The sequence below is a fragment of the Streptomyces sp. NPDC047081 genome, from assembly GCF_040643775.1.
In the GTDB taxonomy this organism is placed as follows: domain Bacteria; phylum Actinomycetota; class Actinomycetes; order Streptomycetales; family Streptomycetaceae; genus Streptomyces.
Map to the genome: position 1 here is coordinate 31,636 of NZ_JBEYUY010000042.1, position 17,876 is coordinate 49,511.

General features: G+C 69.1%; 13 protein-coding genes. 2 read left to right on the plus strand and 11 right to left on the minus strand.

Annotated features, from left to right (window positions below):
* The first annotated feature begins 21 nt into the window (after positions 1-21).
* Positions 22-915 (plus strand): alpha/beta hydrolase, encoded by an 894-nt coding sequence (locus ABZ848_RS44995; protein ID WP_360841553.1) that lies wholly within the window; start codon positions 22-24, stop codon positions 913-915.
* 35 nt (positions 916-950) lie between these two features.
* Here the strand turns inward: ABZ848_RS44995 and ABZ848_RS45000 are convergent, their stop codons facing one another.
* From ABZ848_RS45000 to ABZ848_RS45030, 7 genes are all read right to left on the minus strand, one after another.
* Complete coding sequence (locus ABZ848_RS45000; RefSeq protein ID WP_360841555.1) at positions 951-2,510, minus strand: alpha-L-arabinofuranosidase B; 1,560 nt, start codon at positions 2,508-2,510, stop codon at positions 951-953.
* A gap of 93 nt (positions 2,511-2,603) precedes the next feature.
* Positions 2,604-4,409, minus strand: coding sequence for an RICIN domain-containing protein (locus ABZ848_RS45005; protein ID WP_360841557.1), 1,806 nt, complete (start codon positions 4,407-4,409; stop codon positions 2,604-2,606).
* 37 nt (positions 4,410-4,446) lie between these two features.
* Complete coding sequence (locus tag ABZ848_RS45010; protein WP_360841559.1) at positions 4,447-6,591, minus strand: beta-galactosidase; 2,145 nt, start codon at positions 6,589-6,591, stop codon at positions 4,447-4,449.
* Between the two features lie 29 nt (positions 6,592-6,620).
* Entirely contained in the window at positions 6,621-7,553 is a 933-nt protein-coding gene (locus ABZ848_RS45015; RefSeq protein WP_360841623.1) for a carbohydrate ABC transporter permease, read from the minus strand.
* The gene (locus ABZ848_RS45020) at positions 7,553-8,437 is read right to left on the minus strand and encodes a sugar ABC transporter permease (protein ID WP_360841560.1); all 885 of its coding nucleotides are present in this window, start codon (positions 8,435-8,437) and stop codon (positions 7,553-7,555) included. Before ABZ848_RS45020 ends, ABZ848_RS45015 begins: the two co-directional genes overlap by 1 nt.
* A 1-nt stretch (position 8,438) precedes the next feature.
* A complete protein-coding gene (locus ABZ848_RS45025; RefSeq protein WP_360841562.1) occupies positions 8,439-9,830 on the minus strand; it encodes an extracellular solute-binding protein in 1,392 nt (463 codons plus the stop codon).
* 317 nt (positions 9,831-10,147) lie between these two features.
* The gene (locus tag ABZ848_RS45030; RefSeq protein WP_360841564.1) at positions 10,148-11,221 is read right to left on the minus strand and encodes a LacI family DNA-binding transcriptional regulator; all 1,074 of its coding nucleotides are present in this window, start codon (positions 11,219-11,221) and stop codon (positions 10,148-10,150) included.
* A gap of 554 nt (positions 11,222-11,775) precedes the next feature.
* Here ABZ848_RS45030 and ABZ848_RS45035 point away from each other — a divergent pair.
* Entirely contained in the window at positions 11,776-13,881 is a 2,106-nt protein-coding gene (locus ABZ848_RS45035) for a ricin-type beta-trefoil lectin domain protein (RefSeq protein ID WP_360841566.1), read from the plus strand.
* A gap of 153 nt (positions 13,882-14,034) precedes the next feature.
* Here ABZ848_RS45035 and ABZ848_RS45040 read toward each other — a convergent pair whose 3' ends face one another.
* From ABZ848_RS45040 to mhpD, 4 genes are all read right to left on the minus strand, one after another.
* Positions 14,035-14,742 (minus strand): helix-turn-helix domain-containing protein, encoded by a 708-nt coding sequence (locus ABZ848_RS45040; RefSeq protein WP_360841568.1) that lies wholly within the window; start codon positions 14,740-14,742, stop codon positions 14,035-14,037.
* 235 nt (positions 14,743-14,977) lie between these two features.
* Positions 14,978-16,009: a 4-hydroxy-2-oxovalerate aldolase gene (gene dmpG / locus ABZ848_RS45045; RefSeq protein WP_360841625.1), complete on the minus strand. Its 1,032-nt coding sequence runs from the start codon at positions 16,007-16,009 to the stop codon at positions 14,978-14,980.
* Positions 16,010-16,038: 29 nt separating this feature from the next.
* Entirely contained in the window at positions 16,039-17,007 is a 969-nt protein-coding gene (locus ABZ848_RS45050) for an acetaldehyde dehydrogenase (acetylating) (protein WP_360841570.1), read from the minus strand.
* Positions 17,004-17,858, minus strand: a complete 855-nt coding sequence (gene mhpD / locus ABZ848_RS45055) for a 2-keto-4-pentenoate hydratase (protein WP_360841572.1) — start codon at positions 17,856-17,858, stop codon at positions 17,004-17,006. Before mhpD ends, ABZ848_RS45050 begins: the two co-directional genes overlap by 4 nt.
* Between the last annotated feature and the right edge of the window lie 18 nt (positions 17,859-17,876).

The following is a 17,876-nucleotide window of genomic DNA, read 5'->3' on the forward strand; positions in this document are numbered from 1 at the left end:
CGAGTCTCCGAGGAAGAGGCAATGTCCGAACTCATCACGACCCCATCCGGCTTCGACGTCCGGGTCACCCGCGACATCGCGTATGCCGACCGCGGCGGCACCGCCCTCGAACTCGACCTATACCGGCCAGAGGTCGCGGGGGAGGTACCGACCGTCGTCTACCTGCACGGCGGCGGGTTCGCGATGGGCAGGCGGACCGACCTGCCAGAGCGACTCGTCGGGGTGGCCCAGCGCGGGGTCGCCGTGGCCAGCGCGAGTTACCGGCTGGTGGACAAGGCGATCTATCCCGCACAGCTCGAAGACGTCAGAGACGCGGTCCGCTGGGTCCGGCGGCACGGCGGGTCCCATGGGCTCGACACGACGCGGGTCGGGATCTGGGGGGCGTCCGCGGGAGCGGCCCTGGCCATGCTGACGGGCTTCGCACCGGACCCGGACGGATCGGCCGCGGACGCCTCGGTCCAGGCCGTCGTGAGCTGGTTCGGCCCGGCGGACCTCACCTTCGACGGGGAGAAGGCACAGCCCACGCCGGGCTTGCCGGTGCCCGAGTCCATCATTGAGTTCGCACAGCGCGACGGCATGGTCATGCCCCCCGACCCGACGTTCTATGCCCGTCTCGTCGGGGTCGAGAAGGAGGAGGAAGGCCAGGAGGCCCTCCTCCAGGCGAGTCCTCTCACCCATGTCAACGGCCAAGGCCCGCCCCTTCTCCTGATGCACGGGGACAGCGACGCGATGCTGAGCCTCGACCACAGCCGGTGGCTGTTCGACAAGGTGCGGGAGGACGACGGGGACGTGTCGCTCCTGATCCTCGCCGGCGCGAACCACGAGGACGAGATGTTCCACCGAGGGGACGCCCTCGGGGCCGTGGCCGCCTTCCTCCATGAGCGGCTCTCACCCGCGCGACCAACTATCCGTTGACGGAAGGAGCGGCATCGCGACGACGAGCCCTCTCCTCACGACCAGGGAGAGGCCACCATCCAGGTGCTGTCGTCGCCGAAGCTGCTCATGCTGTCGAAGGAGTTCGACGACAGGCCGTTCTGCCCTATGTAGACGTTGAAGGCGTAGTGCCGCAGATATCTGGCGGTGAAGTTGTCGGACCGGAAGGAGAATCCCTGCCCGCTGTTGCCCGGCTGCGGACAGAAGGTGGCGTCCTGCGCGAACGTCGACGTCCCGTCGTTCGCGTTCAGCCGGAGGCGGTAGGCGTAATGGCGCAGGTACGCGCCGGAGTTGTTCGCGGACTCGAACGAGACGCAGGAGGAGTCCGACAGCCCCGCCCGGACGATCCACGTCGCGTCCGCCTTGGTCGTCGACGAGGAGGACGAGGTGACGTTCGCGATCTCGGCGTATTCGTCGCTGTCGTCGTGCTTGATGTAGTCCGAGGTGCAGCACGCCGTGGTCGCCCGGAGTGAGATACGGGAACCGGGGGTGAGCGCGGTCGACGCCGCCGGGGCGGTGTAGGCGACGGAGGTTATGTTGGCCTGGACGGCGTCCTCCGTGGCGGCCGTCGGGTAGCCGGACGTCATGACGCCTTCGTAGAACGTGCCGGACGCCCCGTTGCTGTTGTCACCGCCGATGCCCAGGACGATGGCTCCCTGCTTCTTCATGGTGGCGTACCCGGTGGGGCGCACCCCGTCGTAGTACGTCGAGAGGCCACCGGTCTGGGCGTTGCCGGCGCGCATGGCCCAGTGGTTGGGCTGGCCCTTGAGCGTCGCCGTGAGGAACCGGTGGCTCACGGTCGGGTCGCCGGCGTTGTATCCGGTGTTCTGACCGGAGAACAGGTTGTTCTCCATGTCCGCCATCACCCAGGCGCCCTTGCCCGCCCCGTAGCCCCAGACCTTGATGTTGCCGAAGTAGATGGCCTCCATGGTGCCGTCGCCGTCGTCACGGTTGTCGATCTCGGCGTTGCCGTAGTCGAAGCAGCAGTTGCCGTTGTAGTGGGTGCCGTCGAGAACGGCGTACATGCCCTCGGGCTGGTCGCCGGTGGCGATGCCGTTCGTGGAGTTGTCGCGGTAGCCGGTGCCGGGGCCGACGAACACGCCGTACGCCTTGTGGCCGCCGACGGTGATGGGCTCCGCCGCTGCGGGCGCGAGGTTGTCGTTGCCGCCCGCGGCCGGGCCGGGGAACTGCCCCTTGGGGGCCTGGGTGAGGTTGTTGCCCTTCCCGGACTGGTCGTAGATGACGGTGATCACGCAACTGGTGCCGGTACAGAAGGAGTCCTGAGCGGCGGCGTCGGCGTATCCGCCCGCGCTGAGGAGCCCGATGTCCTTTGTGGCGCTGTCGGAGGCCCGACGGACCTGGTACAGCGGGCCGTTGTACGCGGCGTACAGGGCCCGGGTCGTGCTGTGCGCCGCCACGCAGGGGGTGCCACCGGAGGCGTAGATGTCGCACGGCTCCTGGGTGGCGGCCTGGGACGTGGTCGCCGTGCCGGCCAGCACGCCTGCGGTGAGCAGGCCGGCCGCACCGGTCGCTAGGAGCGCGCGACGGGCGCGGCGTATCCAGGCTCGAATGGACATGTACGGACTCCTTCACGGGGTTGGGCGAGCAGTTCGGAAGAGAGGTCGGGGGCCTGGCACAGCTGCCAGGCCCCCGACGGGCCGACGGTCTGCCTACTGGACGAGCTCCCAGTCCTGGGAACCGTCGTCGACCGCGTTCTGCAGGGTGAGCTGGGATCCGGCGGTCGCGCCGGTCAGGTACAGGCTGGTGTTCTTGACCGACTGCAGCTTGTAGAGGCCGTCGCTGGTCTTGACGAGGTTCCAGCTGCCCGTCTTGCTGTTGTCGACCCACTGGCCGATCTTCTGGCCGGCGGTCGCGCTCCCGGTCCAGATGGCCGCCGCGCGTCCGCCCGATTTGTTCAGCAGGGTCGTGCCGCCGTTGGGCTCGGTCACCAGATGCCAGTACTGGGTGTCCGCGTTCGACGCCGAGCCGGGAGCCTCCAGGCGTACGTCGGGCACGTCCGCGTTGCCGATGTTGGCGTCGTTGGTGTGGTTCCCGGTGCCGATCACCTGGTCGGTCTTGCGGTTCACCAACTGGTAGTAGGCGCCGTCCGAGTGGCCGAGGTCGACCTCGGCGAACTTGAGCGTCGAGGTGCCCTCGTTGTTGAGGATCACGATGCGGCCGGTGCCCTCGACGTACTGCAGGTTGCGGCTGTAGGCGGACGGCGAGGTCGTTTGGTACTCCTTCCAGGTGCCGTCGCTGCGTCCGCTGTCGTTGACCCAGACGCTGCCGCTGCCGGAGGCGTTGTAGACCAGACGTCCGCCGGGAAGCCTGATGAGGACCGGGTTGCCGCCGGTGGCGAACGGCCGGGAGCCGGTGTCCAGCGGCAGGCTGGTGATGCCCGTTCCCGGGGTGGTGTCGAGGTAGAACTTCAAGGGGTTGTCGGCGAGTTTGTACCTGAGGGCGGCTCCACCGCCGTAGTACTCGTAGGTGGCCATCCACTTGCCGTCCGTCGTCCGGATGACGTTGGTCATGCCGGGCCGGCCCTTGCCGATCTCCGTCTTGCCGCCGCCCATGTCCTGGGTCAGGCCTGCGACGTCTACGACGGGGTCGCTCCACGCCGTGCTCCGGCCGTCCCAGGTCTTGTGGACCAGGATCTGCCCCATCGAGTCGGTGGCGGTGTCGTTGGCGGGGTCCAGGGTGGGCACGCCGGTCGTCGCGTTGTACCCGGTGTAGTCGTTCTCGTCGGAGTAGTAGCAGACGAGCTGGCCCTTGTAGACCATCAGGTACGGCTCCCACAGGGGGTCCACCTGCTTGTTCGTGTTCGCGGCGGCGATGTTCTTCCCGATGGCTCCCGCGCTGCCGCCCTGCCAGCCGCCGGTGGCGACGACGTTGACGACCTTCCAGGTCGCGCCGTCGTCGGTGCTGGAGTACAGGGCGATGGCCAGGTCCTTGCGGTCGCCGTCGCTGGTCGGCGTCCAGTTGGGGTCGGCCGCCTTGTGCTCCTTGTAGTAGTAGTCGTCGCCGGACACGACACTGGCGAGGAGCAGGGTGCCCTGCTTGAGGTTTCCGACGTCCTGGGGAAGGACGTAGAGGTAGGGGTTGGTCCAGTTGCTCGTGTACTTCGCGTACTGGGAGTTGCTGGAGAGGTACGCGGGGGCCTTGACCTCCGACAGCGGCTGCCACGTGTCGCCGTCGTCGTCGCTCTTGTAGACCGGGATGGTCTGCCCGTCGGCGGTTCCCGTCGACGAGACGACGGTGGACTTCTCGAACGCCGCGACCAGACGACCGCTCGGCAACTGCGCTGACTTGGGGTAGATCGCGCAGTTGCCGCGGCCCTTCAGACAGGGCTCGCTGCCGAGCTGGTACAGGGTCCCGCCCGTCGGGTCGTACGCCTGCGCGCTGAACAGGGGAACCGCCAGCATCACGCACGCCGCGGCGAAGGTGCCGAGCACCTTGGCCAGTCTCTTTCTCCGCATGGTCACTCCTTCGTGGATCGATCGTTGGTCCGTCGCTTCATGCCGCCGGTGTCCCTTCGGCGGTGGCGGAGACGACGACGCGTACGTCCCAGGGGCCGAGGTCCAGCGCTGAGCCCGACGGGATGGCGGTGCCCGTGAGGGCGTCGGAGAGGTCCACCGGTGCGAAGGCGCTCGTCGGCTCCCAGCTCCAGTTGTGGACGATGTGGACGCGGCGGCCGTCGGGGGAGGTGCCGGTGGTTGCGGTGACGGACGGGGGGAGGTCACGCCACCCGCTGAGCGCGGCCGGGGTCAGCCACTCGGCGAGCGCGCGGGCGAGGTCGCGACCCGGTACGGTGCCCACACAGGTGACCCGGCCCTCACCGTGGCGGCGGGTGGTGACGGCAGGCCAGCGGCCGAAGTGAGGGTCGTCGTAGGTGGCGAGGACGTCGGCGTCGACGACCGTGAGGCTTTCGATCCACTGGATCGCCGTCGCGTCCGCGGGCAACTCGAGCGGGCCGCCCGGCGTGGCACGGACGGGGATGTCGCGCACCAGGTTGCTGAATTCGTCGTACGTCACCCCCGCGGCGTCGGCCAGGCGGCCGGGGGCCGTGTCGAGCCGTGCCCGTGCCTCGTGGTCGGCGTACCCGGTGCGCGGGCCGAGGACCAGGTGGCCCCCCGCGTGGGCGTAGGCGGCGAGCCGATCGAGCGTGGCGTCATCGGCGACGTACAGCGCCGGGACCACCAGGACCGGGTGGTGGAGCGCCGTCTCCTCGGGTGTCATAGCCTCCAGCTGCCGGGCATGGATGATGCGCACCTGGCGACCCGCGTCGAACGCGCCGCGGTAGAAGGGGTCGAGGATGCGGTGGTAGGCGGCGGGGTCCGGCGCGCCGTCCGGCTTGGACAGCGGCGGGTACTTCTGCATCAGCCACTTGCTGGGCGTCGAGTAGACCATGGTGATGTCGGCGTCCGGCTCGATCCCGGCGACCAACGCGCCCGCCGTGTCGAACTCCTCGCCCAGACAGGCTAGTTCGGCGTAGGTACGGCCGGGGCGACCGCCGTGGGGGAGAACGCCGCCCCAGTAGGTCTCGGCGCCGAAGCGCAGGGTCTGCCACTGCCAGTACTCGATCATCCGCGCGCCGCGCGCGACATGCGCCCAGGCCGCCTGGCGCCACTGTCCGTCGTAGCCGGGGCGGTTGTCCCAGGCGAAGCCGATGGAGTTCGCGTTGGTCTCGGTCACCAGGAACGGCTCCTGGCGGGAGGAGAACATCCAGTCGGCGGTCTGGTACATCGACCAGACGCCGGTGGTCTTCCAGACCTGTTCGTGGTCGTCGGGTGTCGGATCGGGGAGCAGCAGGCCGTCCTGCATGTCGTAGTACGGGTTGCCGGACGCGATGTCGAGCCGGGTGGACAGCTCGTCGTCCGCCACGCCCTGGCGGGTGTAGGAGATGCAGGTGGTGACGAACTGCCCGTTCTGCGCGTACTCACGGACGATGTCCGCCTGCCAGCCGATGAACTCGGTGACCTGACGGGCCTGGAACTCCCGCCAGGCGACGTCGTATTGAGGCTGTTCGTTGCCGTCCGGGGTCCACAGGTCGGCCCAGGTGGACAGTCGGTGGGACCAATAGACCAGTCCCCACTCGCGGTTGAGGGTCTCGACGTCGCCGTACTTCGCGCGCAGGTGGTCGACGAAGCGCTGGAAGACGCCGTGGTTGTGGAAGAGGTGGAGGCCGGGTTCGTTGTCGACCTGCCAGCCGATGACGGCCGGGTGGTCGGCGTACCGGGCGGCGATCTTCCGGATGATCCGCTCGGCGTGGAAGCGGAAGGCGGGGTGGGTGAAGTCCACCTCCTGGCGGGCGCCCCAGCCGATGAGCTCGCCGGTGCGCCGTTCGCCGGTGATCTCGGGGTACTGGCGGGCGAGCCACGGGGGGACGGCGTACGTGGGGGTCCCGAGGACGACCGAGATGCCCCGCTCGTGGGCGCCGTCGAGGACGGGCTGGAGCCAGTCGAGGTCGAAGCGGCCGTTCTCCGGCTCCCAGGTCGACCAGACGGACTCGCCGACCCGGATCACGGTGAAGTGCGCGTCGGCCATGAGGTCGAGGTCGGTCTTCAGCCGTTCGTCGGGCCGCAGGTCGGGGTCGTAAGCCGGTGTGTACTCGTGGTAATAGGCAGCACCGAACAGGACGCGGGCGGGCAGATCCGCCATGAAGGGAACCTCCAGGAAGGTAGGGGGAGTTACTGCTTGACGCTGCCGGTCGCCAGGCCGCTCTGCCAGTAGCGCTGCAAGAGGAGGAAGGCCACGACGAGGGGGATCACCGAGATCAGGGAACCGGTCACGACGAGGGGGAGCATGTCGCCGCTCGCGCCCGCACCGCCGTTCTGGGCCTGGGCGGCCCAGGAGGAGAGGCCGACCGTGACGGGGTACAGCTTGGGGTCGTTGAGCATGATCAGTGGCAGGAAGTAGTTGTTCCAGGTCGCCACGAGCGTGAAGAGCAGGACGGTGACCAGGCCCGGGCCCAGCAGCCGGAGCGCCACCCGGAAGAAAATCCGCGCCTCCCCAGCCCCGTCGATCCGTGCGGCCTCCAGCAGACTGTCCGGGACGGCGTCCTCTGCGTAGACGCGCATGAGGTAGAGGCCGAAGGGGTTGACCAGGGAGGGCAGGATGACTGCCCAAGGGGTGTTGACCAGGCCGACCTTGGCGAACAGGAGATAGGTCGGGATCGCCAGCGCGGTCGCCGGGACCATGATGGCGCCGAGGACGAGGTTGAAGGCGAACCGGTCGCCGCGGAAGCTGAACTTGGCGAAGCCGTACCCGGCGGCCGCCGCGAGCAGCGCGGCGCCGAAGGCGCTGACGCCCGCGTACATGACCGTGTTGAGCAGCCAGTGCACGAAGACGCCGTCGTCCTGGGTGAAGGTCTCCTTGATGTTCGTCAGCAGTTGCGGGGTGTGCGAGAACCACAGGCCGAAGCTGTTGAACAGGTCCTGGGTGTTCTTCGTCGAGGCGATGAGCAGCCAGAACAGGGGGAGCAGGAAGTAGGCGAGGGCGGCCAGCATGGCGATGGTGAGGGGAGTGCTGCGGCGGGCCCTGGTGCCGCGCCTCGGCGACGGTACGGGAGGAGCCGGCTCGGCCGCCGTCACGACCGTGTCCGGGGGAGTGGTGGTCGTCATCATGGGGTCCTCCTGCGGTTCGCGGTGAGCAGGACGGCGTAGGAGGCGGCCACGATGACGAGGCCGAGGAGGAAGGAGACGGTGGCCGCGTAGTTGACCTGCTGGCCGGTGAAGGCGAGGGAGTAGGCGTAGAGGTTGGCGGTGTAGGAGCTGGAGATGACGTCGGGGGCGATGCTCATGAGCAGCTTCGGCTCGTTGAAGAGTTGGAAGCTGCCGATGACGGAGAACAGCAGGGTCAGCAGCAACGCGGGCCGCAGCGCCGGGAGTTTGATCGACCAGGCGATGCGCCAGGCGCCGGCGCCGTCCATCGCGGCGGCCTCGTACAGCTCCTGGGGGACGGTACGGAGGGCCGCGTACAGGATGATCATGTTGTAGCCGACGAACTCCCAGGTCACGATGTTCGCCAGGCTGCCGAGCATCCAGCCGTCGGTGAGGAAGTGCGGGGCGGGCAGGTTGAGTTGGCGGCTCAGCTGGGCGAAGGGGCCGAAGTCCGGCCCGTACAGGTAGCCCCACATCAGCGCGGCCACGACGCTCGGCACCGCGTAGGGGACGAAGATGCCGAGCCGGATCACGCGGGCCAGCCGCAGCAGGCCGCTGTCGAGGGCGAGGGCGCACGCCAGGGCCAGGAGCAGCATCAGCGGGACCTGGATGACGAAGAAGAGGGCCACGCGGGCGACGCCGTGCAGGAGTTGGGAGTCGCCGAGGGCCTGGACGTAGTTGTCCAGCCCGACGAAGACGGTGCCGCCGATGAGCCGCTCCTGGTAGAGGCTGAGGTAGGCGGCGTAACCGAGCGGGGCGAGGAAGAGCAGGAGGAAGAGGATCAGGAACGGGGCGACGAAGAGGGGACCCGCCCGGTTCGGCCTGCGCGGGTGAACGGCCGCCATTTCAGGCCCCCTTGACGGTGAAGCCCTGGCCCTTGGCGTACGTCGTGATCCGCTTCTGCCAGGTGGCGAGCGCGGCCACGGTGTCCGACCTGTCGGCGAGGGACTTGCCGACGGTCTCGGTCCAGTCCGTGGCCACCTGGTCCAGGAAGGGCGGCCACTGGAAGGAGGTGGGGACGGTGTCGCTGATGTCGGCGAAGACCTGGTTGACCTTCTGGCCCCCGTAGAACGCCGGCGCGTCGCCGGTGAAACTCGTGTCCGAGAGCAGGGACTTGGTCGCCGGGAAGAAGAACTGCTTGGTGGCGAACATCTTCGCGCTCGCCGGGTCGCTGTTGAGGAACTGGGCGAACAGGGCCGCCGCGATCGCGTTCTTGGTGGACTTGATGACCGCGGTCGTGGACCCGCCCCAGTTGCCCGAAGTCGGCTTGGCGGCGTCCCACTGCGGCAGCGGCGCCGCCCGCCACTTGCCCGCGGTCGACTTGGCCGAGCCGGACAGGAACGCCGGGCCCCAGGCCGCGGTGATCCAGGTGGCGTACTTGCCCTTGTTGAACCCGGCGTACCACCCGTCGGTGAAGTCGGGGTCGGTGCTGATGACGCCCTCCTTGGCGAGCCCGCCCCAGAAGGCGCCGAGCTTCTTGGAGGCCGTGTCGTCGACGTTGACGGAAAGGTTGCTCGTTCCCGAAACGGCGTACGGCTTGGTGCCCGCCTGCCACAGCAGTCCGTGCCAGGCGGCGGCTTCGTTTGCGGCGAGGTTGGTCAGGTAGACGTTCGGATCGGCCTTGTGGAGTGCGCGGGCCGCCGTCGCGAACTCGTCCCAGGTCGTGGGCACTTGGATGCCGTGCTTGTCGAAGATGTCCTTGCGGTAGAGCATGCCCATGGGCCCGGTGTCCTGGGGGACCGCCCAGATCTGGCCGTTGGATCCGCTGACCTGCGCCCATGTCCAGTCGACGAAGCCGTCCTTGAGCGCCGTCGCGCCGTAGGGGGCCAGGTTCAGCAGACTGTTGGTGATGGTGAAGGTCGGCACCGCCTGGTATTCGATCTGCGCCAGGTCCGGCGCACCGCTGCCGGCCTTCAGAGCGGTGCGCAACTTCGTGTAGTGGGCCACGCCCTGGCCGGCGTTGACGACCTTGACCTTGATGGCCGGGTACTTCTTCTCGAAGAGGGCGACCTCCTGCTCGATGTTCGGGACCCAGGTCCAGAACGTCAGCTCGGTCGGCGTCTTCATCGCCTTGTCGATGTCGGCCTGGCTGACCGGCGTGGCGGATGCGGACGAGCCGCCTGATCCGCTGCCGCCGCACGCGGCGAGCGCCGCACCGAGTGATGCGGCTCCCGTCGCGGTGAGGAAGCCACGGCGGCTCAGGGAGGCAGGGGAGGAACCGGTGAGGAATCTGGGCATGGTGAACTCCGCGGAAGCGCGTAGGGGTTGGGGAAGCGGTGCTGCGGTGCTGGGCGGGCGCCAGGAGCGGTATGTGGGTATGGGGCCCGGACGAGACCGGACGGGAGCGAGCGGCTACCGGCGCGGCTAAGGGTCGAGTACGCAGCGTTCGCCGACTGGAGAGGGTTCGTGCTCGTGACGACCGGGGTAGCGGCGGAAGCCGCTGAGTTGGTGATCGGCTTCAGGGGGACGCCCAGGAGGTGGTGCTGGTGGTCCGGGTGAGAGGCTCGCGGGGGTGGGCGGGCCTTTCATCGTGGTCGGGGGCGGTGTATGAGCCCTCAGAGCGAGACTCGCGGGTGCTCCGGGGTCGTCCGGTGCGGCGGGGGTGCGGTCGATGCGCGGACGACGAGTTCTACGGGCAGGTCCTGGGCGGGGATCGGGTCCGCGTCCGGGTTCTCGATGGCGTGCACGAGACGCTTGAAGCCGTCCTGCACCATGGCGTCGAAGGGCTGCCGCACGGTTGTCAGGGGAGGAGACATGTAGGCGGCGACCGGGATGTCGTCGAGACCGACCACACTGACGTCCTCCGGTACCCGCCGGCCGGCTTCCAGCAGTGCGCGGATCAAACCGATGGCCATGTCGTCGTTGGCGGCGAAGACGGCTGTCACGGTGTCGTCCGCGGCCAGACGACGCCCGGCCGCATAGCCGGACGAGGCCGACCAGTCACCCGTGATGACGGGCGGCTCGCGTCTGCCGTGTTCGGCCAGCGTCGCTCGCCATCCCTCAAGACGGTCCCTGGCGGCATACCAGCGTGCGGGCCCGGCGAGGTGGTGGACGGTCGTGTGTCCCAGTTCGAGCAGATGCTCGGTGACCGCCCGTGCCAGTCGGTCGGCGACGATCCCGGCGGTCACCACCCGGGGAGCGGTGAACGGCGGGGGCGCGCCGAGGACCAGGACCGGCACATCCGTGCGGAGGGAGAGATCCGCGTCGCCCTCCTCCTCGATCGGCTCGGAGATGACGATGCCGTCCACGCCCTGATCGAGGAGCGAGTCCACGGCACCGGCGATGCCCGAGGCGTCACCTTCCATCGTGTTGACCACCCGAAGCGCGTAACCGGTGTCGCGCACGGCACGCTCGACGCCCATCAACAGGGTGGCCGGTCCGTACAGAGCCGTTCCGAGCGTCACGACACCGATGGACCGGGTCCGGCCCGAAGCCAGTGCCCTGGCGGCGTGGTTCAGCCGGTAACCGAGCTCTTCGGCGGCGTCGAGGACACGCCGGCGCACGCCCTCGGAGACGTACGGCTCACCGTTCATGACCCGCGACACCGTCTTCTGCGAGACGCCCGCTACACGCGCCACGTCGACGCTGCGCGGCGCGGCCCTCGGGCTGCGGCCTGCCAGTCGTGCCATGCGCGTCTCCTCAGGGTCGGTGGTCCAAGCGCGCAAGTCGGAATGTCTGCGCAGTCATGACAGCGCAGACATATTTATGGGCTCGCACAAGGCTGCGCGTCAAGGGGTGGCGCAACATCTCTGAAACACGAGTGTCGGCACGGGTCTCAGATCGTCGAGATGTGGATGGGCCCGTCGTGCACGGCGGTGTGGAAAGTTGTTCGCAATTTAGCTTGCTTGATCCATTGACGCTCTCCGTTCATGCCTCTACTTTCTGACCGATCCCACGAACGATGTTCGTAGTATCGAACGATCGCTTGTGGACAGGTAGGAGATGTCATGCCCGCGGTTCTCGCCACCACCGCGTTGGGGCGCGGCGACGCAACTTTCCGTGTGACGAGCTGACCGACAGGGACGTCACCGCCGTCTGGCTGAGCGCTCGTGGCATGAGCGGCTACGTCAGCACACCCCGCCTCCGCACCGGCCCCGGTTCGGCTGACGCCGTACCGGTACCAAACCCCCTCGTACCCACCCGCTGTTCTGTGCGCTCGGTCGCTCCCTCCGGAAGGAACCCGATGTCCCTCCAGCAGTTCGCCCCCTGGTCAAGACGCCTGGGCAGAGCCGTCCTCATCCGAGCCGCGGTGCTCGCGACGGCCGCCGGTGCTCTGGTCGGCCTCCAGCACCAGCAGGCCACCGAGCTCGACAGGACGGAACCGGTCGCGGTGACGTCCAACCAGATCGCGGTGCCCTCGGCCCCGATGGGCTGGGCGTCCTGGAACAGCTTCGCCGCGAAGATCGACTACAACGTGATCAAGGCCCAGGTCGACGCGTTCGTCGCGGCCGGAATGCCGGCGGCCGGCTACAAGTACATCAACATCGACGAGGGCTGGTGGCAGGGCACCCGGGACAGTGCCGGGAACATCACCGTCGACGAGTCCGAGTGGCCGGGCGGCATGAAGGCCATCGCCGACTACATCCACAGCAAGGGGCTCAAGGCGGGCATCTACACCGACGCCGGTAAGAACGGCTGCGGCTACTACTACCCGACCGGCCGCCCCGCCGCCGCGAACACCGGCAGTGAGGGCCACTACGACCAGGACATGCTCCAGTTCTCCCAGTGGGGCTTCGACTACGTCAAGGTCGACTGGTGCGGCGGCGACAAGGAGGGCCTCGACGCGACGTCGACCTTCCAGGCCATCAGCGACTCGGTCGCCAAGGCGGCTGCCTCCACGGGCAGGCCTCTGACCTTGTCCGTCTGCAACTGGGGCAGGCAGAACCCGTGGAACTGGGGCGCCGGCATGGCGTCCCTGTGGCGTACCAACGACGACATCATCCTTTACGGCAACAACCCGTCGTGGACGAACCTGCTCACCAACTTCGACAGGAACGTACATCCCTCGGCGCAGCACACCGGCTACTACAACGACCCGGACATGCTGATGGTCGGCATGGACGGCTTCACCGCCGCCCAGAACCGCAGCCACATGAACTTGTGGGCGATCTCCGGGGCCCCGCTCCTCGCCGGCAACAACATGAGCACGATGAGCACGCAGACGCGCGACATCCTCACCAACCCCGAGGTCATCGCGGTCGACCAGGACGCTCGCGGCCTCCAGGGCGTCAAGGTCGCCGAGGACACCACCGGGCTGCAGGTCTACGGCAAGGTCCTGTCCGGCACCGGCAACCGTGCCGTCGTCCTGCTCAACCGCACCTCCAGCGCGCAGAACATGACCGCGCGGTGGTCCGACCTGGGCCTGACCAACGCGTCGGCCACGGTCCGCGACCCGTGGGCCCGCTCCAACGTGGGCAGCTTCGGCACCAGTTACACCGTCTCCGTCCCGGCCAAGGACTCGGTGCTGCTCACGGTCACCGGCGGCACCGAGGCGGCTAGCTCGTCGTACGAGGCCGAGGCCAGCGCCAACACCAAGAGCGGCTCCGCGGCCAACGCGACCTGCGCGGACTGCTCCGGCGGCACGAAGGTCGGCAGCGTGGGCAACGGCGCCGCCAACACCCTCCGCTTCAACAACGTCGTCGCCGGCGCCACGGGCACCAAGGTCGTCGACATCGCCTACACCAACGGCGGCACCGCGGCCCGTACGGCCCGCCTCCAGGTCAACGGACAACAGGCCACCACGGTCTCCTTCCCGCCCACCGGCTCGTGGACCACGCCCGGCACCGTGTCGGTCGAGGTCTCCCTCGCCAAGGGCTCGACGAACGCGCTGACGTTCTCCAACTCCTCAGCCTGGGCACCGGACTTCGACGCCATCCAGGTCCGCCCACTGCCCGGCGCGAACGGCACCCAATTGGTCGGCGGCCAGTCGAACCGCTGCCTCGACGTCAACAACAACACCATCACCAACGGCACCGACGCACAGCTGTGGGACTGCAACGGCGGTGAGAACCAGTCGTGGACCAACGTCACGGCCCGCAAGCAGTTCGTGGTCTACGGCAACAAGTGCCTGGACGCGTACGGCGCCGGCAAGACGGACGGCACCCGGGTCGTCATCTGGGACTGCAACGGTCAGACCAACCAGCAGTGGAACGTCAACGCGGACGGCACCATCACCAACGTGAACGCCGGCCTCTGCCTGAGCCCCACGGGCGCGGGAACCGCCAACGGCACCAAGCTGGTCCTGTCGACCTGCAACGGCGCAAGCAGCCAGAAGTGGGCCCTGCCGTAGTCCGCGCGACGGAGTGACAGCACAAGGGGCCCGATTCCAAGGACGGGATCGGGCTTCTCGTCATCTGTGCGTTCGGTCTCATGCGGCCGGGCTGGAGCCGTTCGGCATGCGGTTGATCGGCCGCACGTCCGCCACGACCGGCACGGCCGCCAGTCAGTTTTGTACAGCCCGCGCGATTTCTTCCGCTGCCTTCCGAACCCGCTCGACGGACTCCCTCACGATGCCTTCGCGGTACGTGATGACATTGATACAGGTCGGCGAGGCCTGGCCCGCCAGTGGCAACGGGACGGACAGTCCGTAGGCCCCCGGTTCCACCTCGCCGTGCGTGATGGCGTACCCGTCACGCCGGGCACGGACCACGGCCTCGGTGTCGGTGGGGGAGGGCGCCCGGAGGGAGGACAGTGCGTGGCCGGCCGCCCCCCGATGCAGTGGGTGCCTGCTGCCCTCACGGAAGGCCAGGTGATAATCGACCGACTGCGGGGTGACCACCGCGATGGCCACCGCCTCGTCGAGCTCGGCGACGAGCAGGGCGACCGTCGAGCCGAGCTCGTCCGCCAGGCGCCGCAGTACCGGAAGGGCCGCATCCCGCAGCACGGTCTGGTAATTGCGGGCCAGCGCGACTGTGCCCGCTCCGGCACGGTAGCGTCCGTCCGCGCCGCGAGTGATCAGATGGAAGTCCACCAACGTGCCGAGCAGCCGGTAGGCGATGGTCCGATGGGCTCCGAGCCGCTCGGAGATCTCCTGGACGCTCAGGCCTTCCGGCGCATCCGTGATCATCTGCAGAGCCGTCAGGCCACGGGCCAGGGTCTGGGATCCACTGTTCCGTATGGGCGTCCGCTCCCCGCCGGGCTCCTTGATCATGCCGTCAGTTTATCCGCGGTCCGTCCGCGCCGGTCCGCGGATCTCCGATGGCCGAGCGGCGGGCACGGCATCCCTGAGCGGAACGGATCCTGCACCGGGGGTGCGACCGTGAGCTCGCTCGCCAAGCGGACTGCCGCTCGCCTCTCACGGTTGCCGGGACGACACCCGCTTCGACTCGCACGGCATCTTCCCGATCGCGGTGCACCGACGTCGGCCGACCGCGGCCCGGGGACGTTCACGCCGTGGCGGAAGCGCCTGCGGCGCCCGACGCCAGGTCCAGGGCGATGTCGGTGATCATGTCCTCCTGGCCGCCGACCATGCCCCGTCGTCCCACCTCCACCAGCACGGAACGGGTGTCCAGTCCGTAGCGGGCGGCGGCGGTCTCGGCGTGCCGCAGGAAGCTGGAGTAGACGCCCGCGTAGCCGAGGGTGAGGGTCTCGCGGTCGACCTGGACCGGGCGGTCCTGCAGCGGTCGTACGAGATCGTCGGCCGCGTCCATCAGGGCGAACAGGTCGCAGCCGTGCTCCCAGCCCATCAGGTCGGCGACCGCGATGAACGCCTCCAGCGGGCAGTTGCCCGCGCCGGCTCCCTGGCCGGCGAGGGAGGCGTCGACGCGGGTGACGCCGTTCTCGACGGCTACGACCGTGTTGGCGACGCCGAGGGCGAGGTTGTGGTGGGCGTGGATGCCCAACTCCGTTGCCGGATCGAGGACTTCGCGATAGGCGCGGAAGCGGTCGCGGACGCCGTCCATCGTCAGCCGGCCGCCCGAGTCGGTGACGTACACGCAGTGGGCGCCGTATGACTCCATCAGCTTGGCCTGGCGGGCCAGTTCGGCCGGTTCCGCCATGTGGGACATCATCAGGAACCCGGCGACGTCCATGCCCAACTCTCGGGCGGCGGCGATGTGTTGGGCCGATATGTCGGCCTCGGTGCAGTGCGTCGCCACCCGCACCGAGCGGACGCCGAGGGAGTGCGCCTGCTTCAGGTCGTGCACCGTGCCGATGCCGGGCAGCAGCAGGGTGGTGGGCACGGCGTGCCGGACGGCGCCGACGACGGCCTCGATCCACTCCCAGTCGGTGTGGGCGCCGACGCCGTAGGTGATGCTGGATCCGGCCAGGCCGTCGCCGTGGGCGATCTCGATCGCGGCCACCCCGGCGGCGTCCAGGGCGGCGGCGATGGCGCGGGCCTGCTCGACGGTGTAGCGGTGCCGGACGGCGTGCATACCGTCCCGCAGGGTCACGTCCTGGACGTAGAGGGTCGGGGGCACGCGGTCGGGAAGTCCGCCTTCGGTCGTGGTCACAGCGACGCCACCTCCTGGGGGCGGTACGAGGCGATGCGCTCGGCGGTGCGCAGCGCGGCCGACGTCATGATGTCGAGGTTGCCGGCGTAGGCGGGCAGGTAGTGGGCGGCGCCCTCCACTTCGAGGAACACCGACACGCGGACCGCCTCACCCCCGATGTCGGAGGCCGGAAGCAGGTGCCGCATCGGATCGTCGGCGCGGACGCGGTCGAACTGGACCTTCTGCTTGAGCCGGTAGCCAGGCACGTACGTCTGGACCCGGGCGACCATCTCCTCGATCGAGGCCTCGACGGCCGCGTCGTCGCAGGAGCCGACCAGGCAGTACACCGTGTCCCGCATGATCAGCGGCGGTTCCGCCGGGTTGAGGACGATGATCGCCTTGCCGTGGGCCGCGCCGCCGACCTTCGAGATCGCGGACGACGTCGTCTCGGTGAACTCGTCGATGTTGGCCCTGGTGCCCGGCCCGGCCGAGCGTGAGGAGATGGAGGCCACGATCTCGCCGTAGTGGACGGGCGTGACAGCGGAGACCGCCGCGACGATCGGGATGGTGGCCTGGCCGCCGCAGGTGACCATGTTGACGTTGGGCGCGCCGAGGTGCTCGTCGAGGTTGACCGGCGGCACCACGTACGGGCCGAGCGCGGCCGGGGTGAGGTCGACGACCGTGCGGCCGAGCGCCCGCAGCACCTCGTCGTGGCGGCGGTGGGCACCCGCCGAGGTGGCGTCGAAGACGATCCGCACATCGGCGAACTCGTCCATCCCCACCAGGCCGTCCACCCCCTCGTGGGTGGTCGCCACCCGCAGGCGCCGGGCCCGCGCGAGGCCGTCGGAGGCGGGATCGATGCCGGCCAGCGCGACGACGTCGAGCGTGTCGGACAGCCGGAGGATCTTGAACATCAGGTCGGTTCCGATGTTGCCCGAGCCGATGACCGCGACCTTCTTACGGCCCTGGGCTGTTGCGTCGCTCATGAACGGTCTCCCTCTACGGCGTCGGCCGGGGCGGCGACTTCCGTGTCCGGCTCCGGCTCGGCGAAGGTGACGCCCACCCGGCCGAGGCCCGAGATGTGCGCCTCGAACGTCATGCCAGGCCCGGCGTCGGTCATCGGGCCGAGGGCGCCGGTCAGTACGACGTCCCCGGCGCGCAAGGGGTCGCCCATGGCGGCCAGCGTCGAGGCGAGCCAGACCGCGGCGTTGAGCGGGCTGCCCAGACACGCCGCTCCGGTGCCCTCGGAGACCTGCTCACCGTCCCGGGTCATGGTCATCGCCACGTTCCGCAGGTCCAGGCCCGTCAGCGGCACCGGCGTGCCGCCGAGCACGAACAGTCCCGAGGAGGCGTTGTCCGCCACCGTGTCGACGATCGTGATGTCCCAGCCGGCGATCCGGCTGTCCACGATCTCAAGGGCGGGCAGCGCGAAGTCGACGGCACGCAGCACGTCGGCCACGGTGCACTGGGCGTGCGGCAGATCGGCGCCGAGTACTAGGGCCACTTCCGCCTCGACGCGTGGCTGGAGCAGCCGTCCGGCAGGCACGGTCCCGTACTCGGGGACCGCCATGTCGGACAGCAGGGCACCGAAGTCCGGCTGGTCCACGCCCAGTTGCCGTTGCACCGCCGGGGAGGTCAGACCGATCTTGCGGCCGATCACGCGTCGGCCGCCGGTCAGGGCGCGCTCGACGTTCAGCCGCTGCACGGCGTAGGCCGCCGCGAGGTCACCGTCGGGGAGCAGGCCGCGCACCGGAGGGCAGGGCAGGGCGGTACGGGACGCCTCGGCGAGGACGTCGGCGGTCTTGGCGACCTCGGCGGGCACATCGCCCGTGGTCATGGGTACCTCCGGCGGGTG